Consider the following 23,339-nt stretch of genomic DNA (forward strand, 5'->3'; position numbering starts at 1 on the left):
TTGAGCCCAGCACTTGTGGACACAAGCGGACGCTTGCGCCATGGTTTACCAGATTACTGCACCGGCTCTTTCGCTATTGGCGCTACCGCCAACCGTTCCTCCACAGGAGCCAACGGCACGCCTTCTACCACCGGCACCGCCGGAAGCCCGTCTGGGTAAAATTCGCCTTCCCACTTGGCAATGACCACGGCGGCCAGGCAGTTGCCAATCACGTTTACAGAGGTACGGGCCATGTCCATGAGTTCGTCAATGCCCAGAATGATAAAGATGGGCCACACCGGCAAGCCGAAGGAAGCCGCCGTACCCAGCAAAATCACCAAAGACGCGCGCGGTACGCCCGCCACGCCTTTGCTGGTGAGCATGAGGGTGAACACAATCATGAGCTGGTGGCCAAGGGTCATTTCAATGCCCGCGGCCTGCGCCACGAAGATGGAGGCCAGCGCCAGGTACAGCGTGGTACCGTCCAGGTTGAAGCTGTAGCCGGTGGGCATCACAAAGGCCACAATCTTGCGCGGCACGCCCAGTTTTTCCACGGCTTCCATGGCGCGCGGTAAGGCGGCCTCTGAACTGGTGGTGGCGAAGGCAATGGATACGGGTTCGGCAATGGCTTGTATGAATTTCTTGATGTTCAAGCCAATGAGGAGGGCAATAGGCAACAGCACCACCGCCATAAATACAATCAGGGCCACGTAGAGCGTCGCCAGCAGTTGGAAGAGGTTCACCAGCACGCCCAGCCCCATGTGCCCCACGGTGTAGGCCATGGCTGCGCCCACACCAAACGGCGCGAAGTACATGACGATGTTGGTGAACTTGAACATGACTTCAGACAGACTCTCAGCGAACTGCACCACGGGCTTGCGCTTGTCTTCGCGCACCAGAATGAGGGCTATCCCGAACAGCACGCTGAACACCACAATCTGCAGCACTTCGCCGTCGGCCATAGATTTCACGAAGTTCTCTGGGAACACGTGCAGAATGATTTCCTGCGTGGTTTGGGGTTTCACCACCGGCAGTTCCTCGTGCAGCGCGGCGGGTGGCTTCACGCCCTCACCGGCTTTGGAGAGGTTGATGGCGGCCAGGCCGATGAACAACGCCAGCGTGGTCACCACCTCAAAATACAGCAATGATTTCCAGCCCATGCGGCCCACCTGCTTGATGTTGGAGTGCCCGGCAATGCCGTACACCAGCGTCCCGAACAGAAGCGGCCCCACAATGGTCTTAATCATCTTGAGGAAAATCTTGCTCAACACCTGCAGATTTATCCCGAACGCGGGGAAGTCATGCCCAATCTCGGCACCCATCACCAAGGCCACCAGAATCCAGGTAGTCAAGGTTTTGCGCTGGAACCCGAACAGCACCAGACCGCCAATGGCCAGCCACCGGAACGCAAACAAAACAGGTTCAGACAGCGGCGTGACGTAGGCGTCAATGACCGTGAGCAGCGCCGCGGCCGTGAGGGACAGAACCGTGGCAAGGGTGGAGAACTTCAACTTCATAACTGGGAAAAGGTAAATAATTTGCTTCGTTGGTTGGGGTGGTTGGGTAGTGTTGGATTTGCGTTTTCGGCCTGTTTTGGCTAAAACAGGCCGAAAACAGAAGGCCTTTTCCCTATTCCTTCTGAAGAAAGAAAAGGGAAGAGGCCCGGGCATTAGTTGATTTTCTCTTCTGCCGTGAGCGTGGCCGTTTTAGGGTTGGCCTGGTGGAAGTTCTGAATCAGTTTATACGTCTGCGGAATGGAGGTCTTGAAACGGTTGAGGGTTTCTACCGGAATGTTCTTCTTGCTGAACGGCACCACCGCCACGTACTCCTGAATCTCGCCCACGTTGCGGCCATACTTGTAATCATAGGTAAAGCGGCCCACGCTGTCTGTTTTGATGGACGGGTTGTTGAGGTTGGGCACGCTGATGTAGAATTCGCTGCTCAAGGACTTGGCCTGCTGGTTGAACAGGTTCTTCTCTTTGAGGTAAGCGTGCAGTTCGGCGGCTACGTTGATGGCGGGGTCAATGAGGCGCACGTTCTGGGCCATGAGCGCGCGGTACACGTATTGGCCGTTCTTTTTGTAGTTGTAGAGTTCGCCCAGCACCTGATTGATGTCTTTGGTCATGTACGGGTAGTGCGTGCAACCCAGAATCACAGCTTTGAGCGGCTGGGCGTTAGGCGTCTTGCGCAATTTCTCCATCATTGACACCAAGTGATACCGCACGTAGTTTTCAGGCGCGTTCAATTGTAACACTTGGCAATCATCAGAGTTTTTGCTGTCACACAGCATTTTCTGGTGGTCAAAGTTGAAGTTGTACACGTCCAGCAAGGTCTTGTCAATCTGGTAGTCGGCGTTGGCCAAAGACGGGCCACGGTAGTTCTGGCGGGGGGCTTTGGCATCGCGCTGAATGAAATCAGGCTCCTCGTCAATGGCTTCGGCCAAGCCCTGACCGCCTTGGTTCACCACCTGAAGGTTGCCCGTGTAGCCCATCTTGTCTTTGAGCGCCAGAAACGTCTTCTCGTAGCCTTTAGAGGCAATGGTGCCTACCGTAGCAAACACGCCCACGGTACCATTTTCGTCTTTCTTGAAAACTTCCAGCGCACCCTTCGCCCCGGCGTCTATCACGCCAATCACTTTCAGGTCAATGCCGGTTTTCTTGATGAAACTCTCAATGTGTTCTTTGCCGTAGGCGGTGGCGGTGTTGCAGGCGACCACAATGGCTTTCACGGGCTGCTTGTCTTCCTGGTAAGACTTCTCGCCGCTGCGGGTGTAGTATTTGCTGGCCATCAGGAACTGGGCGTCTTTGATAATGTGCTCCACCAGCAAATCAGACTTGTTGGCGCTGTAGTAGTTGCCGTACGGCATGTTGGCTTGGTCGGCCAGGTAGATGAATTTCTCTCTTGAGAAATCGGGTTCCTTATCGGCCCCGGCCGCTTTGCTCTGGTTGTTGAACTGGTCATAGTTCACCAGCGCGTCTAAGATGGTGAGCCCACCGGTGCCCGAGTCAAACACGCCAATGGGCAGTGACGGGTCGTTCTGCGGATATTCCTTGAAGTTGGTGTAGTAGAAGTTTTGCTGGTCTTCCAGAATGGCTTTCTCAATGGCCAGGCTTTCTACCGTTTGGGCAGCGGCGGCGGCGGTTTCCTGGGTAGCCGTTTTGTTGCAGGAAAAAGCAACGGCAGCGGCCAATAAATATGCCGGGAGCGAGCGGGTGCGTTTCATTTGTTTGGTTTGGTTGGGGTACTCAACATGTCACAGCCGCCCACCCCTCTGCAGGGTTTGGCGCGGCTATGCCGAAAAACTATCTCAGGGGGGTGAACGGGGGCCGCAGCGACGTATTGTTGGCGTAGTACTGCATGATGGCCTTGGCAAACGCCGCCGCAAAAAGGGGCCGACCGTTGGTGTCGCGCACGCCGGTCATGTTGCACTCAATCTGCCAGCCGTGCACCTTGGGGAAATTGGCCGAGGTGTACGTTCGGGTGTTGTAGCCGCCGGAAAAATAGGGCTGGTTTGACAGCGGGTACGGGTCTTGCTTGCTCGGCACGGCCGCAAAACCTTCATTCCTGATCAGCGTCCCGAAGCCATAGTCGCCCACCATCATGTTCCGGAAGGTGATCTGGTTATTGGCCTGCAGCAGGTTGTTCACGCTGGATTTGGCGGCCAACGTGGCCAGGTTCCTGTTCAGGCTTACATCCTGCACCTCACTTGCGGTGAGGTTGTAGCCCAGCTCCAGCCGTTGAACACTGTGCCCGTGCCCGTGCAGGTCAATAAAGAGTGCTGTGCCGTGGTTTCTAGTGGCCAGGGCCAGGGCGGTGTCAACAAAATTATGGTACGCCTGCCAGGTTTCCTTCATAAGCGCGTTGCCGCAGGTGCCGGGTTCCATCTCGCGGTTCTGGTCAATTTTCTTGCGGGCAATGTGCGAAATGACCAGATACGGCCGTACCCCGTAGTTCTTCACAAACTCCTGCTCAATGGCGCGTGCCAGTTCAATGGTGTTGGCGTCGCGCACCGTGGTGGCGTCTGGGCAGGTACGGTCCGGAATGTTACTCGGCTCCACCGTTCCGCCGTGCGGCACGCTAATGACCAGCGGCATGGTGCCCACCACCATCTCAGACCATTTCTGTCCGTCATAGTAAGATTGGTTGGCTACCCAGCTGGAGGTAACCGCCTTGGGCTCGGGGGTAATGTTCTTGGAGCAGCCCAGGCTCCACAGCACCAGGCTGAAAGCCGCTACCCAATAAGTACGTCTGCCAGGCAGATGGTTTGGTTTCATATCAATTCTTGAGGTGGTGAGTAAGGTAAGCGGTACATGGTTTTCTGTTTTGGGGCTGCTTTTCTGAAAACAGCCCCAAAACAGAAACTTCAGATATCTTTTTAGTTAGTCTTTCTGCAAGCAACTTGATAGCGCACGGTACTTGCGTTTAACTGGCTGGCGTCCGTCTTGGAATCCTCCTCGGCTAAAGCCGAAGCAGCTTTTGTCACGGCTCCCGTTTTCGGCCTGTTTTCCGGAAAACAGGCCCAAAACGGAAACGGCAACGCTGGGCTGGCAGGGAAGGCTTGGCCATGCTTTGCAGCCCGAAGCCGGCCAGGTTATTTCCCGGCTACTTTCCCGCCACTGGTTTTCACCTCGGCGGTGAGGGTGCCGGTGGTGGTGTCTCCCACTTCTTTTACCTGCAGAACAGCCAGCACATTGTTCTTAGATTTGAACAGCACCACGTCTCCGGCGGCCAGAAACCTGATGCGGTCACCCGGCCCGAAGTCTTTGGCTTTGTAGCCCGCCGCACCGGTAACAGATTTTCCCGCTTTCTTGAAGGCTTCCTGCAGGTCTGCGGTGGTTTTCACGCTTTCAAACAGCTGCTGGCTCTCCTCTGATGCCGGTAATTTGATAAGGGTGCCTTCGTTCCTGGCCTCCCAGGTAGCCACCCGCTCAGACAGTTTTTTGAACGCGCTCAGCCCCGCGCTGGCTGGGGTCACAAAATTGGCGCCTGAGTCTTTCCCGTGCAGGTAGATGAAATCAATTTTGCCGGTATTCCCGCTGGCTTCGTTCTCTGAATACGTAGTGCCGGTGGCCGCCTCTACAAACCCGCCGATTGACTTGTTGCTCTGGGCACCCATGGTCACCTGCAGGGTCTTCACGGGTTCCCCCTTGTCTGCGGCTCCTTTTTTCTGGGCGAAGGAAGAAGTGACCGTCACCCCGGGCGCCAGCAGGAGTGCGCCGCAAAATCCTAGTACTAAGGCAATTCTCTTCATATGGGTATGCTTGTCTGTTTGTTGGGATGGATTAGGTTAATCTTTTTTGACTTTTACAACTAGGGTAATGGTGCCCGTAGAGCTCTGCTCGGCGTCCTGCACCAGAATGGCGGCGGTGAAATTGCGGCTCGCCGACCGGAAGTAGACGATGTCATTGGCCACCAGTTTGCGCAGACGCGTGTTGGTGGGGCCGTCTTCCAGGGCAACGTACCCGGCACGGCTAGTCACGCTGGCCTGCGCCTGGTCATAGGCGGCTTCAATCTCCTGGTTGAACTCCAGGGCGTCAAAGGCTTCGCGCTCTTCTGGCGTGGTGTTCCGGAGCTTGACCATGTTGCCGTTGTTGCGGGTTGGCCAGGTTTTGATAAGGGTTTCAATGGCGCCAAAGGCTGTTTGTGCTACGCCTGGCGTGTAGAAATTGACCCCGGTGGTAGCCCCGAAGGCGTTGAACAGGTCAATTTTATCGGCGTTAGCCGGTGAGGTGGTATTGTTATAGACATTTCCGGTTTTCAGGTCCAGGAAATAACCAAGGCTGGTGTTGCTCTGCCCACCCCAGGTTACCTGATAGGTGGTGATGTCACTCACTGGCGGCGGCGGCACGTTCACCAGCTCAGCAGACACCTTCATCTGCAGCACCATGGAACCCGCGTTGCCCCTGGCCAGGTTCACCGCCCGGCCCACCGCGTAAATCTTGCGGCCCGGCGTAAGCGACTTGTACAGAATGAGGTCACCAGGCTCAATGCTCCTGATCCGGTCTGAAGCTCCGTCATTGGTGGCGTTGTAGTTGGGCCTGCTGGCAGCCGTGGCTTTCAAGGCATTGTAAGTGGTTTCAATCTGGCTAGCCGTCTGTATGTCTGTCAGGAGTTGCAGTTCCTGCGCAATAGGGCTGGTGAGTTTGATGAGTTCACCGTTGTTCCGGGTTCCCCAGCCCAGCACCTTGGTTTCTGAGCTTCCGCCGAAGGCGATCACACCCGGCCCGCCCGGTGTCATGAGGTTAAACCCAAAGGTGCTGGAATTGGCCAGGAGCAGATCTACTGAGCCTGGCGCGGCACTGGCTTCTGCATCTACCAGGGCTTTCCCCGTAAAGAAGTCTAGGTTGTTGCCTAAGTAGGCGTTGGTTTGCGAGCCCAGCATCAGCTCCAGTTTTTTATAGTCGGTGGCCGGGTCTGGCTGTACGGCAGGGGTAGCTCCCTTTATGTTTTGGGCAACTTTAAAATCAATGGTCAGCGCCCCGCTGTTTCCAGTACTCACGGTCACCGCCCTCCCAATGGCTATTATCTGGCGGTTTTCCTCCAGAGATTTGTATAAGATAAGATCACCTGCCACTACGTTCAGCACGCGGTCAGAGGGGCCGTCTTCTTCGGCTACGTAACCGGTTCTGGTGGCAAGGGTTTGCTGGGTGGTGGTGTAGGCAGTTTCAAGGGCTCCAGACGTTTTAAGGCTATTGAACATGGCCAGTTCCTCAGAAGAGGTGCTTCTAAGCTTCATTAGAGTGCCCCGGTTCCTGAAATCCCAGCCTTCCAGACCAGCGCTGGCAGGCACCATCAGGTTGACAGCACCGCTGGAGGACTTGGCGAACAACAGGTCTACTTTGCCTTCTTGGGCTCCAACTGCCGCCTCCTGATATACTGTGCCGGTAGCAAGGTCAAGATACCCGCCCTCCAGCGAGTTTCCAGGGGCTCCCAGCTTCACCTGCATCAGGGCAATATCACCGTTGGGGCTAAAGAAGGGCTCCCGGTTAACCTCTGGCAGATCATCCTCTTTACAAGCCCCCAGCACCAGGCACAGGGTGGCAAGGGTGCACCAAAAATGGTTAAAAATCTTTTTCATGGTATTTTCTGATTGCGGGCGCGCGGTCCTTTTGACTAAGAAACCGCTTGCCCTTGCCTGCTTTTTTTAGTTGGTCACCTTGTACTGAATGGTCATGCCCCCGGCGTTTCCGGCGGTCAGGTCTGCAATCCTGATCACGGCATAGCGGTTGCCTGTTCCAGATTTGACAAAGAGGAGCTCCCCTGCCTTCAGCTGTCGTACCCTATCCCCCGGCCCGTCATCTGCTGACACATAGCCGGTTCTGCTGCTGACGGTGTTTTGCGCCTGAATGAAGGCGGCCTCTACCTGCGCCGCGGTTTGCAAGTCATTGAACATTTGCAGCTCTGCCTGGCTGGGGTTTCTGAACTTAATGAGGGTGGCGCTGTTTCTTACCGGCCAGGCGGTGATACGGGTGTTGATAGAGCCCCAACCACTCACGCCAGAACTGGACGGTGCCAAAAGGTTCATATTGGAGCTGGACCCATTTGCCACCAGCAGGTCAATCTGGGCGGGATTGGCGTCTGCCCCGGTGTTGGTATAGATAGCTCCGGTAGACAGGTTGAGGTGGCTGCCCAGGGTGGCGCTCAGGTGCGCCCCAATCTCCAGGGCCTTGTAGTAGGTAATGTCATTAATCTTCTCCACCAGCGCCGGGTCTGGGTCAGTTCTGGGGAAAGTGATGGGAATGCCAATGGCCCGGAAGTTGTCCATGGGTTTGATTTCCTGGTTCCCCACCAGCTCCACCACCAGCTGGGAGTTCCCACTGCCGTCTGGCAGCACCTCTACTGCCAGATACCCAAAGCTGCTGTTGGCCGGTATCACTATGGAATTGCCGTTGGGGAACCGGTAGTGCACCCCTTCGCGGGCGGTGCTCTCGGTTTCCACCACTTTGAACTGTACCACTTGCTCAGTGGGGAACTGCCCGCCAATGAGGTTGATGCGGTATTTCACCACCCCGCTGGCCGGGTCCAGCCCGTCTACCCGGGGGTAAATCTTCCCGCTAACTTTGGTGCGGGTCACGGCTTCATCAAACTCCACCATAAAGTCTCTGAAGTAGTAGCGGTCTTCATATTTCTCAAAGCACCCTGTTAAGGAGGCAGAAAGCAGCAATAGAAAGAGATATATACTTTTTTTCACGGTAGTACTGGTTTAATAGCCCACGTTTTGGGCAATGTTGCTATTGGCGTTTCTTTCTCTGAAGGGAATGCGGGCCAGAATGCGGTAACTGGAGTGGGGAATATTGCCCGTCTCTTTGTACATGGTCCGGGCCAGGCGCTTCATATCAAACCAGCGGTGTCCCTCAAAGGCCAGCTCCACCCGCCGCTGTTTCAGGATCTCGTCATACAGGGCCTCCCCGGAAAGGGAAACCGCCGGCAGCCCCCTGTTCACCCTGATGGTATTTAGGTCCTCCAGCGCCAGCGGCGCCTGGTCAAGGCGCACATAGGCCTCGGCCCGGTTCAGGTACAGTTCTGCCACTCTGATCACCGGAATGTTGTCCAGGTCTTTCACTCCGCCCCGGCTGAAGAACTTGGTCATTTCATTCTTGCTGCTGTTGTTGCCCAGGCCTTTCCAGATCAGCTCTTTGCGCACATCTCCGGCCTCATAATCACTTAACAGGGCATCACTTACCACCGCATGCCCGTAGCTCACGGCTACCTTCCCCTCTGCATTCACCCGGGTGGTAAACGTGGCCCGCAGTGACTCATTGGTTCCTATGTTCTCAGTAGGCTTCACCGCCACCTCAAACATAGATTCTGGGTGCACATCTGTGCGCCAGGATGCTACTACATTGGCGGCGGGCTGCAGTTGCCCCACCCCAGACTTGAGCGCAAGGTTGGCTTCTGAGATTACTTTGTTATAGTCGCCGTTGTAGAGCGCTACTCTGGAGAAGAAGGCGGCAACGGCTCCCCTGGTGGCAAAATGGGGGGCTCTGGCGTTATCAGTACCTTCTAATAGCTGGTACGCGGCAGTGAGGTCTTCATAGATGAACCGGTACACCTCAGACACTGCGTCACGGCCTTTGGCATAGTCAATGTCTCCCACGGCAATTACCCCCTTCCTGACCAGGGGTACCCCGCCTCTGTTGCGGGTTGGGTCATTGGCGGTGGGGTCAAAGGCATACACCTTTACCAGGTTGTGGTAGAAAAGCGCCCGTAAAAATCGCACCTGCCCTTCAACAGAATTCTTAAAACTCTGCGGCGCACTTAGCGGCCCCAGCGCCTCCAGAATCAGGTTGGCCTCATTAATGGCGGCATAGCCGGTCTCCCAGGTTTCCAGATGGGCACCGGGACTGTTGCTGGCCTCTGCTTGCAGGGTTGTGCCCCGCCCCGAGTGCACGGCGTTGTCTGACAGCAGCTCTGGCAGCGCCACCAGGTCACGGCCGTACTGCTGCACCGCCCGCAGCCGGGCATAAACCCCGTTGGTGGCGGCCTCTACGGCCTCCATGCTGGTGAGGGCGGTCCTGGAATCAATGGCATGTGTGGGCTCCACGTCTAACAGGTCGTTACACGCGCCTGAGACAAAAATGAGGCTGGCCGAAAGGATATAGGGAAAGATTCTGTTTCTCATGGTGGTCATGCTTAAAAGCCAAACTCAACACCCAGCGTATAGCTGCGGGTTTGGGGTACTACCCCTTGGTTAGAGGTGAAATTCTCGTCATCAATGAGGAACTCCGGGTCATAACCGGTCCAGGCGGTCCAGGTGTAGAGGTTCACCGCCTGCGCGTACACCCGCGCGCTGGAGATCTTGAATTTGCTCAGGAACCTGGCCGGAATGGCATAAGACGCGGCAAGTTGCTTGAACCGGATGTAGGAGGCGTCTTCCAGAAACCTGGAGGAAGAGAGAATGTGCGTAGCCCCGTCTGTCTCTGCCCCGCCGTTAATGGCCCTGGGCACTGGGGTTACCTGCCCCGGCTCAGTCCAGCGCATCAGGTAGATTCTCTCCAGTCCGTTTCTGGCCCCCTGGCCGTTGCGGTACCAGGTTCTGTTCTGCTCATTGAGGTACTCCCGCCCCATGTCATACTGGAACAGGGCAGAAACTTCAATCCCTTTAAAGGAGAGGGTGTTGGTAAAGCCGCCAAAGTATTTGGCTAACTGGCTGCCGCGGCCATACGGGGTGTAGCTGTTGGTGCCCTGGGCTCCCGGGTTATAGGTCAATGTCCCGTTCCCAGACCACCACATAGGGCGGCCGGTGGCCGAATTCACCCCCGCGTACTGCGCCACAAAATTGGTTCTGAGCGGGTGGCCAATCCGGACAGACGGGTTACCGGGCAGAGATTCGCCGTTCAGGCCCTCATACAGCTTGGTCACCTCATTGTCCATGAACGTGATGTTGAAACCAGAATTCCACTGGAAGCCCCCTACCCGTAGCACCTCACCGTTCAGTTCTACCTCCAGGCCACGGTTCACCACTTCGCCCACGTTGCGGTACATGCTCTCATACCCGCCGTACCACGGCACCGGCTGCTCCAGCAACAGGTCTTTGCTTCTTCTATGGAATGCATCTACTGAGCCGCTCAACCTCTTTCTGAAAAGCGAGAAATCAACCCCCAAATTGGTAGAGGCGTTGCGCTCCCACCGCAGGTCTGGGTTTTCAAGTGAGCTGGGCTGTATGGCCGGCTGCCCGCCATAGCTGCTGGAACCGGTAAAAAGGCCTCTGGAGGCAAAGTGGTCAATGGCGCTGTTCCCGGTTTCACCGTACCCCACCCGCAGCTTGAACTGATCTACCCAGCGCACGTCTTTCAGAAAGTCTTCTGCGGCAATGTCCCAACCCGCTGAAAACGCCGGGAACAACCCAAAGCGGTTGTTGGCACCAAACTTAGAGGAACCGTCATACCGCAAAATAGCGCTGGCCATGTACTTCTTCTTATAGTCATAGTTGGCCTGTGAGAAAAACCCTAACTGCCGGTAGCCGGTCCAGGAGCCGGTAGAAGAAAGAATGGTGGCCGCCCCTGACATGTGCCTGAACTGGTAGGTAGAAAAGCCTTCACCCGCTGAAAAGGAGATCTGCCGGCTGTAATCACGGTACTCTGCCCCAGCCAAGGCCGTTAACCGGTGCCCACCGGCAAACCGTTTGCTGTACGTCAGGGCCTGGGTACCAGAGACAGTGCTGGATTCCCTGTTCCGGATGGAAAGATACCCCCGGCGGGCATATGCCTCATGGGTTCTGGGATCCAGGTATTGCTCTGCGTTGATGTTGCGGTAGTCAAGCCCCCAGGTAGACTTGAAATTGAGGTCTTTGGTGATGTCATAGCTGAGGATGATGTTGCTGTACAGCGCCCGGGTTTTGCCCTGAATAAAGTTTACCTCTGCCGTGTAGATGGGGTTGTAGCGCAGTTCCCCCGGGAAGCCGCCCAACGGGTTGTTAGGCGAACCATCTTCCAGCGTGATGGGAATGAACGGCAGAATCATAGGTGATGAAAACTGCGGCGCTGACATAAAGCCCGTTGACCCCGCTGACTGCTGCGTCCCGTTCTGCACTATGTTACTCAGGTTGATGTTGGTGCTGATGGTGAGCTTGCGCGTGGGTTTGTGCTGTACTCTCAGTTTTGCGGTGGCGCGGGAGAAGTCAATGCCAATCAGGTTGCCCTCGCTGCTGTTGTAAGAGGCAGAGAGACGGTAGGTGGTGGTCTTGTTTCCGCCGGAGGCGGCCAGCTCCACATCATAAATATCACCGGTCCTGAAGGCTGCCTTCTGCCAGTCATACGTAGGCAGGGCGGCAAGCTGCGCATCTGTCATGTTGATGGGGAGCATGCTTTCCTGCAGCACCTCTGTTCTGATGGCCCCCTCTGTACGGTCTGGGTAGCGGTTGCGGTAAGCTTCCATGCGCACATCCAGGTACTGCTGGCTGTCCATCATTTTTATGAGCGGCAGCGGCGAGGCAAATCCCCGGTACATGTTCACGCTGATCTTGGTGGGGCCTTCATCCCCGCTTTTGGTGGTGATGAGCACCACGCCGTTGGCCGCCTGGGCTCCGTAGATAGAGGCCGCGGCGGCATCTTTCAAAACCTCAATTGACTCAATGTCATTGGGGTTCAGGAACGAAAGGGGGTTGGTGCCCACGGTGCCCCCGGCATCATCTTCTGAGTTGATCTGCACCCCGTCTACAATGTAGAGCGGCTCATTCCCAGCGGTAATAGACCCCATACCCCTGATGTTGATACTCACTTTTCCGCCAGGCACCCCAGACGCCGTCTGCACCTGCACCCCGGCCAGACGCCCTTGCATGGCCTGATCAAACGACTGGATGGGCATGTTGGCAATCTCGCGGCTTTTAATCTGGCCAATAGCCCCGGTCACCACGCGTTTCTCCTGCACCGTGTACCCCGTCACCACTACTTCACCCAAAGCCACGGGGTCTGGCACCAGCTTCACCGTCAACTCCTGCTGGCTGCCCACTTTGACCTCCTGCGTCAGGAAACCCAGGTAAGAGACCATAAGGGAGGCATTGGCGGGGGCTTCAATTGAAAAAGCACCGTTTGCATCTGTCACGGTAGCGGTCTGGGTCCCTTTGACCAGAACCGTTACCCCCGGCAGCGGTTCGCCTTTGTCATCTACCACTTTCCCCCGCACGGGTACTACCACCGGCAATGAGGGGGCAGCCGCCGCCGACTTTTTGAGCACAGGCACCGGTGTGGGCACAGGGCTTTCTTTGATCACAATGCTGGTTCCCACCACCTCATAATCTAGCCGGGTAGGGGTCAGCACGTCTTTTAGAACCTGGCGTAGTTCTTTGTTCTGAGCCTGCACAGACACCACTTTGTGTACATCTACCTTAGAGCTGTACACAAAGTCAATGCTGGTTTTCTGGTTCAGGGCCTGCAGCACCTCCTTTAAAGGCTTGTTCACCATAGAGAGCGAGACTCTCCGCTCCAGAATTCCCTGGGCGTTCAGGCCTGCCGAAAAGCTTATTTGCAGGGTCATAGCCAGGAGCAAGGTAAGGCAAGCGCACCTGAGCACGTGCTGTACCGTCCTGTTCCGTCTAAAGAAGAAAAGCATGTTTGTATGTTTGGAGTAGGGTTAAATTCTTAGAAGCCGAAGGAAAAGTAGCTGGCCTGGCGCCCGCTCTCTTCTCTGTGGCAGGTGGGTTTAGTCACAGCCAGCCCCATGCAGTACACCGCCCGCACCCGCCGGGGCAAAGGTGCCCCCGGTAGAAATGGAGATGATCTGCATGACCTGAGCCAGCGGCTGCTCCACCTTGAAGGTTCCGGTAATGGTACAGTTGGCCACCTGCCCCTCTGCGGCAAGCGACACCCCGTAGGCCCGCTCTAACCGCAGCAGCGCCTCCTGCAGAGGCGTCTCCTGAAACACCAGCCTACCCTCTGTCCAGGCGTAGAACTCCTCCACGTGCCGCACCTCCTGCCGGCTCAGATTGCCAGATTTCTTTGAGAAAGTAGCGGCCTGCCGCGGCGCCAGCTCCATAGATGAAGCAAGTTCCTGTTGGTTCTGCTCCAGCAGCACCCTGCCAGAAACCAGGGTCACCTGCACCGTTTCCTTTTCCGGGTAGGCGTTCACATTGAAAACCGTACCCAACACCTTGGTGCTCAGAGAGCCGGTACGCACTACAAAGGGTTTCTCAGGGTTATGGGCCACCTCAAAAAAGCCTTCGCCCTCTAAGAACACCTCCCGGTTTTTCTGATTGAAGGAGACGGGGTACTTCAGGCTGGAGCCGGCATTGAGCCACAGGTGCGTGCCGTCTGGCAGAGTCAGGCGTTTACGATGGCCCTTCTGGGCCTGCACCGCCACATAAGCCTCCTGCTCATTTCTGTTCTGCACAAGCTGGCCCCAGAAGGTGTAAACCAAAGCCCCTATCAAAAAGGCCGCCGCCAGGGCTGAGATCATACGCCACCGGTTGCGTACCGGCATCTGCACCACCCTGGCCTCTGGCGAAATGGTATTTTTAATGTTGGCAAAAACAGAGGAGAGCAGCTGTTCCCGTTCTGGCTCCCCTAGCTTCTGCCACTGGTTTTTCTCCTGCTGCAGATTGGCCAGCCACGCTTCTACCTGCTGCGCCTCCTCAGGCGTGCACTCCTCGGCCAGGTACCTATCTAACAAATCACTGATGTCCTTTTTGCTCATCTCAGGTGGGTTATGACAGAAAGTCGGATGAGCGCGGCAGGAGTACTATACCCTTCGAAAGAAAATCAAACTTTTTCCCCGAAGACTTCGTAGGCGCTGTTTCTTTTCTGGCGGGGCGCCACCAGCCTTCCTGTTTTTGACCTGTTTTCTGAAAAACAGCCCTAAAACAGGAAGGCTGGAACGGCTGCGCCGAAGGAGGGATTTTAAAAGAAAAGAGGCAAAGGGATCTGGCCGCACCTGCCGCCGGAATGGAAGGAGACCTCACACCTTTTCTGCAGCAGAGAGGTCACCACTGTTGCCTTATTCAGGACAGCTGGTGTCACCCCTGAGCGGGAAGAGAAGTTTCTGTTTTGGGGCTGTTTTTCAGAAAACAGCCCCAAAACAGCATTTTCTTAAAGAATGTTTTCCAGAAAGGGGGATTAACGGCTTAGGAGAGGCCAGCCGCCAGCAAAAGCCAGACCGAGGCTTTCACCGCCACCCGCCGCAGGTGCTTGAGGGCGGTGCCCAGTTGGTTCTTCACGGTCTGGTCAGAGAGGTTGAGCTCAGAGGCAATCTCAGCAATACTCAATTCTTCATGGCGGCTCAGGCGGTAAACTTCCTGCACCCGCGGTGAAAGGCGGGCAACGGCGTTCTCCAGGAGGCCGCCCAGTTCCTGCGCCTCCAGCTCTTTCTCCAGCTGGTACACGGGGGTGGGCTCCAGCGCCTGCACGGCGTTTGCGTACTTGCTGCGGGTAATGTTCTTGCGAATGTGGTCTATGACCCGGTACCGGGCAGCGGCAAACAGGAAACCCTTGAGGGAACCGGTGATCTGGAGGGTGCCGCGCTCTGTCCAGAGATATACAAACAGGTCATGTATCAGATCCTGCGCCTCCTCCAGTGAGGCCAGCTTGGAGCTCGCAAACTCAGTCAAAGAATACGCGTACTGCCTGTAAATCTCCTCAAACGCCTGCTCATCTCCGGACTTCAGTCTGCTCAGCACATAAAGTTCTTTTTCAGCGCTTTCCATCTGTCCACTAAACTCAAAGTAATATTTAATTAGCCTACAACAATTTTAACGGCACAGGCCGCAGAGAAAACTAGTGCGGGGGAGGGCAGATGAAACATCCCAGAAGCTCAAAGAAAGCAGCTGGCTAGTAATATGTATAGCAATGGCACGCTCTGCACCAAGCTAGACGCGCACCTCTTGTAGCAGTAGTAAGGCAAAGCAGGGCCAAACGATCACAGAAACTCTGGGCTGGCCATGCCTGAGAAAGAACAGAAGCCGCCGTGCTGGCAGCAGCAGATTTCACACAACAAAACCGAATGTAGCCACACTTTCCCATAATTCCAAAGGCAGGCGGTTTTTATTTCTGAAATGGCTAAAAAAGAGGCAATGCTTTGGCTGTTTCGCTTTTACAGGCAACCACCCGGAGGCATCTGCAGAAAGCAGCAAGGGGCAGATCAGCGTTTTTAGCCTATTTTCCGTAAAACAGGCTAAAAACAGAAGAAAATGACACAGCCAATCTTTTACCATAGTCTCCGGAGGCTTCACCGCCTGCTTATCCCCCTCCTGTTCCTGGCGGTGATGGCGGTGCAATCCTGCAGCAGTACCAGCAACCTGCCCCCGGCACAGACCACCACCGACTTCTTTCAGAAATACAGAGACCAGGCCGGCTTCAAAGGCACCAGCCTGCCCGTGGGCCTGGTAACCAGGTACCTCTCCAGCGGAACAACTGACAGCACCCTGAAGGCGGCGCTGACCAACATCTCTTCTATCAGGGTGCTGACCTTTACCCCCACCAACCGCAAGTCTCAGAAACTTCTGGACAAAGGCCTTACCCGGGAGCTGGACCAGGTGCTTCAGAAGGAAAGCTATGCCAACTTGCCCCTGCTGGATGAGGCGGCAGGCGCGCTTCAATTCAAAATGAGACAGGCCAACAACCAGGTGCAGGAACTTGTGGGGTACCGTAAATACGGCAACAACTTTCTCATGCTGCAAGTGAACGGGCGTTTCACCCGGCAACAGGTAGAGGAGCTGCTCAAGAAAGTAGACCCAGATCTTTTACTTCCGTTGCTCACCTAAGAGCAGGTTTACATGTGTCTTTTGCGCTGCCAACGGGCCTCAAAAGAACCTGCCCTGGCGTTTGCCTCGCCCCAGCGCGCGGCTATGCCGCCCTAAAAACGGGATAGAAGAACCTTTCGCTCCCCGCTTTCGCCTGCAAAAGCAAAATGTAAACAAGATCTAACGCAAAGCACCCACCAACTGAAACGCCCGGCTCTTAATAAAGAGCCGGGCGTTTCAGTTGGTGCCAGGTGCCGGGTTACGCTTCTTCTTTGAAATGCACAGTGAAGGTGCTGCCTTTGCCCGGCTCGCTCTCTACCTCAATGTAGCCGCCGTTGTTCTCAATGATGCGTTTCACAATGTAAAGCCCAATGCCGGTCCCCTCTACGTGCGAGTGGAACCTCCTGAACATGGTAAACAGCTTTTCCTGCTGGTCTTCCCGTATGCCCAACCCGTTGTCTTGCACGGTGAGCACCACATATTCGCCTTCGCGCCGGGTGCGTACGTTGACCTGCAGGGGGCGGGTGGGCTCCCGGTACTTGATGGCGTTGGAGACCAGGTTGTAGAGAATACTGCGCAGGTTTTTACGCGCATACCTGATCTGCGGCACGGCAAACTCCCTCTGCACGGTCACCCCCGCCTCCTGGATCATGCCGTGAATGTCTTCTTCTATGCTAGTGAGCACCTCTGAGAAGGCTAGCTCCTCTGCCTGTGACTCCAGGTCTTTCTGCACCTTGGTAATCTCTGTCAGGTCATGGATAGTACCTTTTAACTTAGCGATGGAAGAAGCCACCATCTGCAACAGCATGCGGTCTTCGTCATCTTCCCCCTGGGGCTTCTCTTCGGCATTTTCTAAGAGGGCGGTGGTAAGCCCCTCCAGATTGGCCAGCGGCGACCTCAGGTCATGCGAGGCGGTGTAGACAAAACTGTCCAGGTCATTGTTAATGCGGGTCAGCTCCTTGTTTTTGCGGTTCAGCTCCTCGTTGATCACAGACAGCTGCTCCCGGCTCAACACCTGCTCGGTCACCTCAACCGCAAAGGTCAGCACAGAGGTGACTTCGCCTTTGCTGTTTTTGATGGGCTCATACACCATGTTAAAGAAGCGCACATGCTCCTGGCCAGCGGGAGTTCCATCAAAATACACCGGCACCTCCTGCCCAATGTAAGGCTCCCCGGTTTGGGCTATGTTCTGTATGATTCTGGTAAACTGCTCCTGCTGCGAGAGAGGCAAAGCATCTGGAGCCCGCACCCCTACCATTGCCCGGCCGTCATAGAGCTCCCGCAGGTAAGCGTTCACCAGGGTGTATTGCAGGTCTTTGGTTCTCACCAGCCCCACAATAGCCGGCACCTGCATAAAGATCTGCTGCAGCATCTCAGCGTTGCTTTTGAGGCGGTTCTCCATGAGAATGCGCTCAGTGATATCTAAGGCCGAGCCAATATAGCCCAGGAAGTTGCCCTCTGCGCCAAAACGGGGGCTGCCCGTGTTCATCATCCAGCGGAACTCACCGTCATGCCGCCGCAGGCGGAACTCACTCTGAAACTCTGTCTGGCTTTCTGTGGCGGCATTGAAAATCTGGAAGGCTTTTGCCTTGTCATCTGGGTGCACCAGGGCCAACCAGTGATCACCCAGGCTATCTTGCAGGGTGGTGCCGGTGTACTCCAGCCACTGGCGGTTCACGTAGGTGCAGCTGTTCTGGTCATCTGTCATCCAGACCATGACAGGGGCGCTGTCTGCCATGCTCCTGAAACGGGCCTCGCTTTCTACCAGGGCCTGCTGGGCTTTTCTTTCCTCGGTCACGTCACGCACCTCCAGAATGAAGCCCTCTATCTCCCCGCCCTGCTTTACCTGCCTGGACGCGCAGGCCACCGGAATTGTTTTACCGTTCCGGCAGATAAAGATGTCTTCAAAGGCATGGGCTTTCTGGGAGTTCAACTCCGGGGCCAGGTTACCCATCTCCTGCTTCCGGTGTACCAGCTCATGGAACGGCCTTTGCCTTAAATCATCATTGCTGTAGCCCAAAAGTTTTTCTGCGGCCGGGTTCTGAAACGTGCAGTACCCTTTCTTGTCTAACATGAACAGACCCGCGGTGGTATTGTTGGTGACCAGCTCCGTGAGCTGGTTTGACTGCAGGTACCGCTGCTGCGACCATACCACAAAGAAAATCAGAAGGCTGATAATGCCCCCCGCCAACAGGATAAGGTTGTGTTCGTCTATGCCCCTCTGGTCAGAGAAAGATTCTCTGGGCTTGAACTCAAGGGTCCAGGTACGGCCGGCTATGCGCATCACCTCGGTCAGGTACAGCTTACGGCCGCTGGTGTCCAGTTTTGCATCAGTGGTGTCATTGGTATAGATGAGGGACTCCGGCTTGGGCTTCTTGCCATCATAGATGGAGATGGAGATGTCTTTCAGTTCCCTGCCAATGGTACTGTTCATCAAGTCCTTGGCCCTAAAGGGCGCGTAAACAAAGCCTTTGAGCAGCCGCCGCCGCTCTTCCAGCGCGACCGGCTCAGCATTCTGGTAGTAGACCGGCATGTAGATCAATAGCCCCGGCTGCCCCACCTTGTCGTTCTCTTCCTGCCGTAGGGTCACAATGCCGGTAATAGCGGGGCCGTTAAAATCACGGGCCGCCTCCATGGCCTCGCGCCTGATGGGGTCATGAAACATGTCAAACCCGTGGGCCCGCCGGTTGCGGGCATCCATGGGTTCTAAGAAAATAATGGAGGAATACTCTGTGCGGGGCGAGGCGGGGGCTACCTTGAAGTTGGTGAACCCAATGCTCTGCATACGGGCTTCCATGGTGGGCACCTGCTCTGGGGTGAGCATGGCGGCATACCCAAAGCCCTGCACCCCCGGGTAGGTCTTCTCAATCTGCAGCGAGGAGACATACCGCTTAAAATCCTGGTAGGTGACCGTGTCTGAGGCGGTAAACAGACCGTCTACCCCTTTTAAAATCTGCAGATAGTTGCCCATGCGCCGCTCCAGCGTTTCCCGCACCTGTTCAGTGCGGAGCTTAAACACCTGCGCGTCCTGCTCCTGGTCACTGGTTTTAGAGACATAATAGGCGTAAAGAGTTATCCCCAACACCAGTACAAAGGAGCCTAATGCCAAGTAATAATCTTTCAGTCTGGAGAATATCATGAAGCTCTGTCAAATTGGCCCATTGCCGGGCGCTGCTGCTTTTTACAGTCTGGTTATGTATTGTTGTTCGTTGGCGTTTTTGGCCTGTTTTAAGAAAAACAGGCCAAAAACGTATTCAATTATTTGCCAAGATGGTTTTGCAGATAGGCTTGCACTGCTGGTTTAGAATAGTCTTCTTCTGTCTGGATGTGGTCCATGAGGTGGCGCATGATCTCATCCTGACGCCTTCCGTTGGCTAGTGCCTCGGCATACGGTAAATCTGGCGAAAAGGTGACCATAGAATACAAGGGGAGCCAGCTGTCTGGGTATTGCGCCGTGATTTTAGCCTCTATCTTCTTCTGGAGCAGGAACCGGGGGTCGGCCACTTTGTCCCGCATCTCAATAAAGTTGTACACCGCCAGGTCAGCAATGGCGTCTGTGTTGGGTTTTCTGGCTTCCTGGAACGTTTTAAAAATGCTTTCCCAGTCACCGGGGTGCTGCTCCAGCAGGCTGCTCAACACGCTGCAGTCTTCAAACCCGGCGTTCATGCCCTGCCCGTAGAAGGGCACAATGGCATGCGCCGCATCACCTACCAGCAGAATCTTGCCTTCATGGCTCCACGGGAAACATTTCACGGTGACCAGCGAGCCGGTGGGGTTCTCAAAATATTCCTGGGTAAGGTCTGGCATGAGCGCCGCCGCGTCTGGAAACGTTTTCTCAAAGAACGCCTGCACCTGCCCAGGTGTCTGCAGGGCCTCAAAAGACGGCTCTCCCTCAAAGGGGAAAAACAGGGTGCAGGTGAAGGTGCCGTCCAGGTTGGGCAGGGCTATCATCATGTACTGCCCGCGCGGCCAGATGTGCAGCGCATTCTTCTCCAGCTGCCACGCCCCCTCCGCCCCCGGCGGAATGGTCAATTCTTTGTACCCGTAGTTCAGGTAGCTCTGCTCATAGTTGAACCGGTCTGTCTTCATGAGCGAAAGCCGCACCATGCTGTAGGCCCCGTCTGCGGCAAAAATCACGTCTGGGGTGATCTGGTGCTGTTCACCGGAGGCAACATCTGCCAGGGTAATCTTATTGGTGGCTACTTCTACGTCTAGCACCTGCTGCTGAAAGTGGAGCGAGATGTTGGGCTGGGCTTCCGCCAGGTCTAACAACGCCTGGTTCAAGCCGTTTCTGGAGACCGAGTAAATGGCCTGCCCCTCCTGCCCGTACGGCTGGTAAGAGAGATGGCCCTGCAAATCATGCATGACGCGGCGGTACATGGGGATGGCCACTTTTTTAATGTCTTGGGCAATGCCTATGTTCTGCAGGGCCCGCCAGCCGCGGTCACTCAGGGCCAGGTTAATGGAGCGCCCACCCGCCAGTTCAGCCCGCCGCAGGTCTGGCCGCCGCTCATACACATCAACAGAATAACCTTGCCTTGCCAGGTACAGGCTCAGTAGGCAACCTACCAGTCCGCCGCCCATGACGCTGAGTTGGGAGTCTTTCTCCATAGTTTGTGGTGTTTTTCCGCCGCAGGCGCAGAATGTATAGCCAATTACTGCCTTCTACGGTAAGAACGGGTAAACTTGGGCAATTTTCCTGAAATTAACCACAACGCGCGCACCCATCAGCACTGAAAGTGGCCTGGGGAGAAAAAAGAAAGGCTGTTTAGGCAAAGAAGCCTTAGCCGGTAATTAGAGCATGAGCGCCAGCGCCAGCAGATAGCACCCAATGAACAGGATGCAGAAGAACAGCAGCATGTCAGACTGGGAGTACTGCTGCCGGGTGCCCATGGCCCTACACATTATACGATTCAAATACTGACGTAGCATACTTCTAAGCCTTAGAAGCTTCTATACGTTTGTTTGCCAGAAAAAGGGGTTTCTGCCTGGCAGAAATTTCTCCTGCCTTTACTTGTCTGTTTCTGGCCTGTTTTCTGAAAAACAGGCTAGAAACGCACTCTTGCACAGTTGGAACTGGTTTAAATTTTAGTTTTGCTGGCGAAAAGTGGGAGCGTAAGGTTCTGACGAAGCTTTTTTGAGCATTTGGCAGCGCCAGGGTACGAGGGGAAGGCGATATCACGTCTTTTGATGCCCGTTTGCAGCGTAAAAAAAGCAACTTAGAACATGCTTTAAGCCGCCTCAGGCAATGTACCTGAAGGTAAGGTTAATTCTTGGCTCTGCCACGCGGGCGGTTTTAGCCAGTTGGTGCTGCCAGTGGTGCTGCGTAGCCCCGGCCATGAGCAAAAGGCTGCCAGAGGGCAACAAGACCTGCTGCTTCAGCTTTTTCTCCTTTTTATGCCTGAACGAAAACAACCGCTCAGCCCCCACACTGACAGAGGCAATGACCGGGTTCTGCCCCAGCTCAGGCTCATCATCACTGTGCCAGCCCATGCTGTCCTGGCCGTGGCGGTACAGGTTGAGCAGCACGCTGTTGAAGGGCACCCCGGTGAAAAGTTGAAGCCGCTCCCGCAACCGGGACAGCACCGGGAGCCATGGCAACGGCTGCCACGTGAGGCCGGAGTAGGTATAGGCTTTGCCCGGGTCTGCGTACCAGGCGGTAAGGCGGGGCTGGTCTATCTTTCTCCCAAACAGGGTGATCTGCTCCTGCCGCCACGCCACCTGCTCTTGCAGAGCCTGCCGCAAGGCGGGCTCTGCACCCGGCGGAATGAACTCAGAGACCAGGTACACCTCCGCCTCTGGCATTGGCAGCAGATACGGCCGGTTCTGTTCCCTGAAGTATTTTGCGAGCGACGGCATTTTCTGGTTATTCTTTCGGTTCTCCTTGTTGCCCCGGCCCTAACTCCCCATCTTCCAGCGCCTGTTCAGGGTCAATGAAATCACCGGGCCTCCGCACTTTGTCCAGGTACTGCATTACGGGAGTGGCGGTGACCCCGTGCAGGAAAATAGAGAGCAGGATGGTAAACCCCGCCACCGCCCAGATTTCACCCGGGTTCATAAAAGCCGCCTTGCTCAGCCCAAACGTGAGGTAGAACACAGAGCCAATGCCCCTGATCCCAAAGAAGCTGATGGCCCACTTCTCCCGTAGCTTCACCGGTACGCCCAGCAGGCCAATGAAGCCGGCCAGCGGCCGAACCACCAGCACAAACGCCAGACTCACCAGAACCCCCTGCCACGTAAGATCATCTAACAACCCCCTGCTCACGCTTCCGCCCACTAGGATCAGCACCACCACCAGCAGAATGCGCTCAATCTGGTCAGTGAAATCATGCAGTTCGCGGTGATATTCATGGTTTTTCTCTACGTGCTTTAGGGTAAGGCCAGTGACAAAGACCGCAATAAACCCGTACCCGTGCATCATTTCAGTGAGCCCGTAGACCAGCAGCGTGGCGGCAATGGCCACAAAGCCGTCTTCGGTCATTGGGAAGTGGGCCTTCTTGGGGAGCTTGAACAGCACGTAAGACAGCAACCGGCCCAGCAGAAACCCTACGCCTACGCCCACGGCTATACGGTACAGCAAATCATACGTGAGCCAATGGGTGAACCAGTTTTCGGGCGCCAGCCCTTTGGTGGCCAGTGCAATGGCCAGCCACGTGAACGGGAACGCCATGCCGTCATTGAGGCCGGCCTCTGCCGTGAGCGCGAACCGGGGCGCATCTTCTACCTCTTCACTGGGCGGCCCCACCTGCACATCTGAGGCCAGCACCGGGTCTGTGGGCGCCATGGCCGCCGCCAGCAGCACGGCTGAGGCCACCGGGAACCCCAGGAACTGCCACGCCATCCAGGCCAGTACGCCAATAGACAGGAGCATGGTCCAGCTCACCAGCCGCAGGGGCACCTGCCAGCTGAAAAAAGAGAACCGCCGGTTGATCTTGATGCCTGTGCCCATCAGCGTGATGATGACGCACAGCTCAGAAAGCCGCAGCGCCAGTTCATTCTCCCGCAGCGGGTCAGGCTCTGGGAGCCCCAGCGGCAGCTTGTACAGCAGAAACCCGATCACCACAAACAGCATGGCATACGAGAACGGCTTCTCTTTGAACCAGGCAGGCAGCCACGCCATGGCCAGGGCCGAAGCCCCAATCACCACAAAGATTATCAGGTATACATCCATGGCGGTTAAAATGCTGGT

16 protein-coding genes are annotated in these 23,339 nt (G+C 55.8%); 1 reads left to right on the forward strand and 15 read right to left on the reverse strand.

The features are described 5' to 3' along the window. Nucleotides 1-53 precede the first annotated feature (53 nt). From FHS90_RS19180 to FHS90_RS19225, 10 genes are all read right to left on the reverse strand, one after another. Nucleotides 54-1,496, reverse strand: coding sequence for a dicarboxylate/amino acid:cation symporter (locus tag FHS90_RS19180; protein WP_066832539.1), 1,443 nt, complete (start codon nt 1,494-1,496; stop codon nt 54-56). Nucleotides 1,497-1,648: 152 nt separating this feature from the next. After that, complete coding sequence (locus FHS90_RS19185; protein WP_182514229.1) at nt 1,649-3,202, reverse strand: glutamate racemase; 1,554 nt, start codon at nt 3,200-3,202, stop codon at nt 1,649-1,651. Nucleotides 3,203-3,281: 79 nt separating this feature from the next. Next, nucleotides 3,282-4,253, reverse strand: a complete 972-nt coding sequence (locus tag FHS90_RS19190; RefSeq protein WP_182514230.1) for an N-formylglutamate amidohydrolase — start codon at nt 4,251-4,253, stop codon at nt 3,282-3,284. Between the two features lie 317 nt (nt 4,254-4,570). Further along, a complete protein-coding gene (locus tag FHS90_RS19195; RefSeq protein ID WP_182514231.1) occupies nt 4,571-5,230 on the reverse strand; it encodes a hypothetical protein in 660 nt (219 codons plus the stop codon). A gap of 36 nt (nt 5,231-5,266) precedes the next feature. Then, complete coding sequence (locus tag FHS90_RS19200; RefSeq protein WP_182514232.1) at nt 5,267-7,057, reverse strand: hypothetical protein; 1,791 nt, start codon at nt 7,055-7,057, stop codon at nt 5,267-5,269. A 66-nt stretch (nt 7,058-7,123) separates the two neighbouring features. Continuing rightward, nucleotides 7,124-8,170 (reverse strand): DUF4843 domain-containing protein, encoded by a 1,047-nt coding sequence (locus tag FHS90_RS19205; protein WP_182514233.1) that lies wholly within the window; start codon nt 8,168-8,170, stop codon nt 7,124-7,126. A gap of 12 nt (nt 8,171-8,182) precedes the next feature. Continuing rightward, nucleotides 8,183-9,601 (reverse strand): RagB/SusD family nutrient uptake outer membrane protein, encoded by a 1,419-nt coding sequence (locus FHS90_RS19210; RefSeq protein ID WP_182514234.1) that lies wholly within the window; start codon nt 9,599-9,601, stop codon nt 8,183-8,185. An 11-nt stretch (nt 9,602-9,612) separates the two neighbouring features. Beyond that, nucleotides 9,613-13,029: a TonB-dependent receptor gene (locus FHS90_RS19215; protein WP_182514235.1), complete on the reverse strand. Its 3,417-nt coding sequence runs from the start codon at nt 13,027-13,029 to the stop codon at nt 9,613-9,615. Between the two features lie 90 nt (nt 13,030-13,119). Continuing rightward, entirely contained in the window at nt 13,120-14,109 is a 990-nt protein-coding gene (locus FHS90_RS19220; RefSeq protein WP_182514236.1) for a FecR family protein, read from the reverse strand. A gap of 427 nt (nt 14,110-14,536) precedes the next feature. Continuing rightward, a complete protein-coding gene (locus tag FHS90_RS19225) occupies nt 14,537-15,115 on the reverse strand; it encodes an RNA polymerase sigma factor (protein WP_066832519.1) in 579 nt (192 codons plus the stop codon). Between the two features lie 483 nt (nt 15,116-15,598). On the opposite strand from FHS90_RS19225, the gene FHS90_RS19230 reads away from it, so the two are divergent. Continuing rightward, the gene (locus FHS90_RS19230) at nt 15,599-16,171 is read left to right on the forward strand and encodes a DUF4252 domain-containing protein (protein WP_182514237.1); all 573 of its coding nucleotides are present in this window, start codon (nt 15,599-15,601) and stop codon (nt 16,169-16,171) included. A gap of 238 nt (nt 16,172-16,409) precedes the next feature. Here the strand turns inward: FHS90_RS19230 and FHS90_RS19235 are convergent, their stop codons facing one another. The 5 genes from FHS90_RS19235 to FHS90_RS19255 all read right to left on the reverse strand — a co-directional run bounded on the left by FHS90_RS19235 (nt 16,410) and on the right by FHS90_RS19255 (nt 23,321). Further along, entirely contained in the window at nt 16,410-19,289 is a 2,880-nt protein-coding gene (locus FHS90_RS19235) for a CHASE domain-containing protein (protein ID WP_182514238.1), read from the reverse strand. Between the two features lie 119 nt (nt 19,290-19,408). Next, nucleotides 19,409-20,761, reverse strand: coding sequence for an FAD-dependent oxidoreductase (locus FHS90_RS19240; protein WP_182514239.1), 1,353 nt, complete (start codon nt 20,759-20,761; stop codon nt 19,409-19,411). A 183-nt stretch (nt 20,762-20,944) separates the two neighbouring features. Next, nucleotides 20,945-21,082 (reverse strand): hypothetical protein, encoded by a 138-nt coding sequence (locus FHS90_RS19245; protein WP_161947709.1) that lies wholly within the window; start codon nt 21,080-21,082, stop codon nt 20,945-20,947. Nucleotides 21,083-21,391: 309 nt separating this feature from the next. Beyond that, nucleotides 21,392-22,009 carry an alpha-ketoglutarate-dependent dioxygenase AlkB family protein gene (locus tag FHS90_RS19250; RefSeq protein WP_182514240.1) on the reverse strand — a complete coding sequence of 206 codons (618 nt, stop codon included), beginning with the start codon at nt 22,007-22,009 and terminating at the stop codon, nt 21,392-21,394. Nucleotides 22,010-22,016: 7 nt separating this feature from the next. Next, the gene (locus FHS90_RS19255) at nt 22,017-23,321 is read right to left on the reverse strand and encodes a cation:proton antiporter (protein ID WP_182514241.1); all 1,305 of its coding nucleotides are present in this window, start codon (nt 23,319-23,321) and stop codon (nt 22,017-22,019) included. Between the last annotated feature and the right edge of the window lie 18 nt (nt 23,322-23,339).

Source organism: Rufibacter ruber (assembly GCF_014138425.1).
GTDB classification, from domain to species: domain Bacteria; phylum Bacteroidota; class Bacteroidia; order Cytophagales; family Hymenobacteraceae; genus Nibribacter; species Nibribacter ruber_C.

Coding starts and splice junctions, on each gene's coding strand:
- FHS90_RS19200 (WP_182514232.1), bottom strand. CDS start 7,057: ATGAAAAAGATTTTTAACCATTTTTGGTGCACCCTTGCCACCCTGTGC.
- FHS90_RS19250 (WP_182514240.1), bottom strand. CDS start 22,009: ATGCCGTCGCTCGCAAAATACTTCAGGGAACAGAACCGGCCGTATCTG.
- FHS90_RS19220 (WP_182514236.1), bottom strand. CDS start 14,109: ATGAGCAAAAAGGACATCAGTGATTTGTTAGATAGGTACCTGGCCGAG.
- FHS90_RS19180 (WP_066832539.1), bottom strand. CDS start 1,496: ATGAAGTTGAAGTTCTCCACCCTTGCCACGGTTCTGTCCCTCACGGCC.
- FHS90_RS19195 (WP_182514231.1), bottom strand. CDS start 5,230: ATGAAGAGAATTGCCTTAGTACTAGGATTTTGCGGCGCACTCCTGCTG.
- FHS90_RS19215 (WP_182514235.1), bottom strand. CDS start 13,029: ATGCTTTTCTTCTTTAGACGGAACAGGACGGTACAGCACGTGCTCAGG.
- FHS90_RS19225 (WP_066832519.1), bottom strand. CDS start 15,115: ATGGAAAGCGCTGAAAAAGAACTTTATGTGCTGAGCAGACTGAAGTCC.
- FHS90_RS19255 (WP_182514241.1), bottom strand. CDS start 23,321: ATGGATGTATACCTGATAATCTTTGTGGTGATTGGGGCTTCGGCCCTG.
- FHS90_RS19210 (WP_182514234.1), bottom strand. CDS start 9,601: ATGAGAAACAGAATCTTTCCCTATATCCTTTCGGCCAGCCTCATTTTT.
- FHS90_RS19240 (WP_182514239.1), bottom strand. CDS start 20,761: ATGGAGAAAGACTCCCAACTCAGCGTCATGGGCGGCGGACTGGTAGGT.
- FHS90_RS19190 (WP_182514230.1), bottom strand. CDS start 4,253: ATGAAACCAAACCATCTGCCTGGCAGACGTACTTATTGGGTAGCGGCT.
- FHS90_RS19245 (WP_161947709.1), bottom strand. CDS start 21,082: ATGCTACGTCAGTATTTGAATCGTATAATGTGTAGGGCCATGGGCACC.
- FHS90_RS19185 (WP_182514229.1), bottom strand. CDS start 3,202: ATGAAACGCACCCGCTCGCTCCCGGCATATTTATTGGCCGCTGCCGTT.
- FHS90_RS19235 (WP_182514238.1), bottom strand. CDS start 19,289: ATGATATTCTCCAGACTGAAAGATTATTACTTGGCATTAGGCTCCTTT.
- FHS90_RS19230 (WP_182514237.1), top strand. CDS start 15,599: ATGACACAGCCAATCTTTTACCATAGTCTCCGGAGGCTTCACCGCCTG.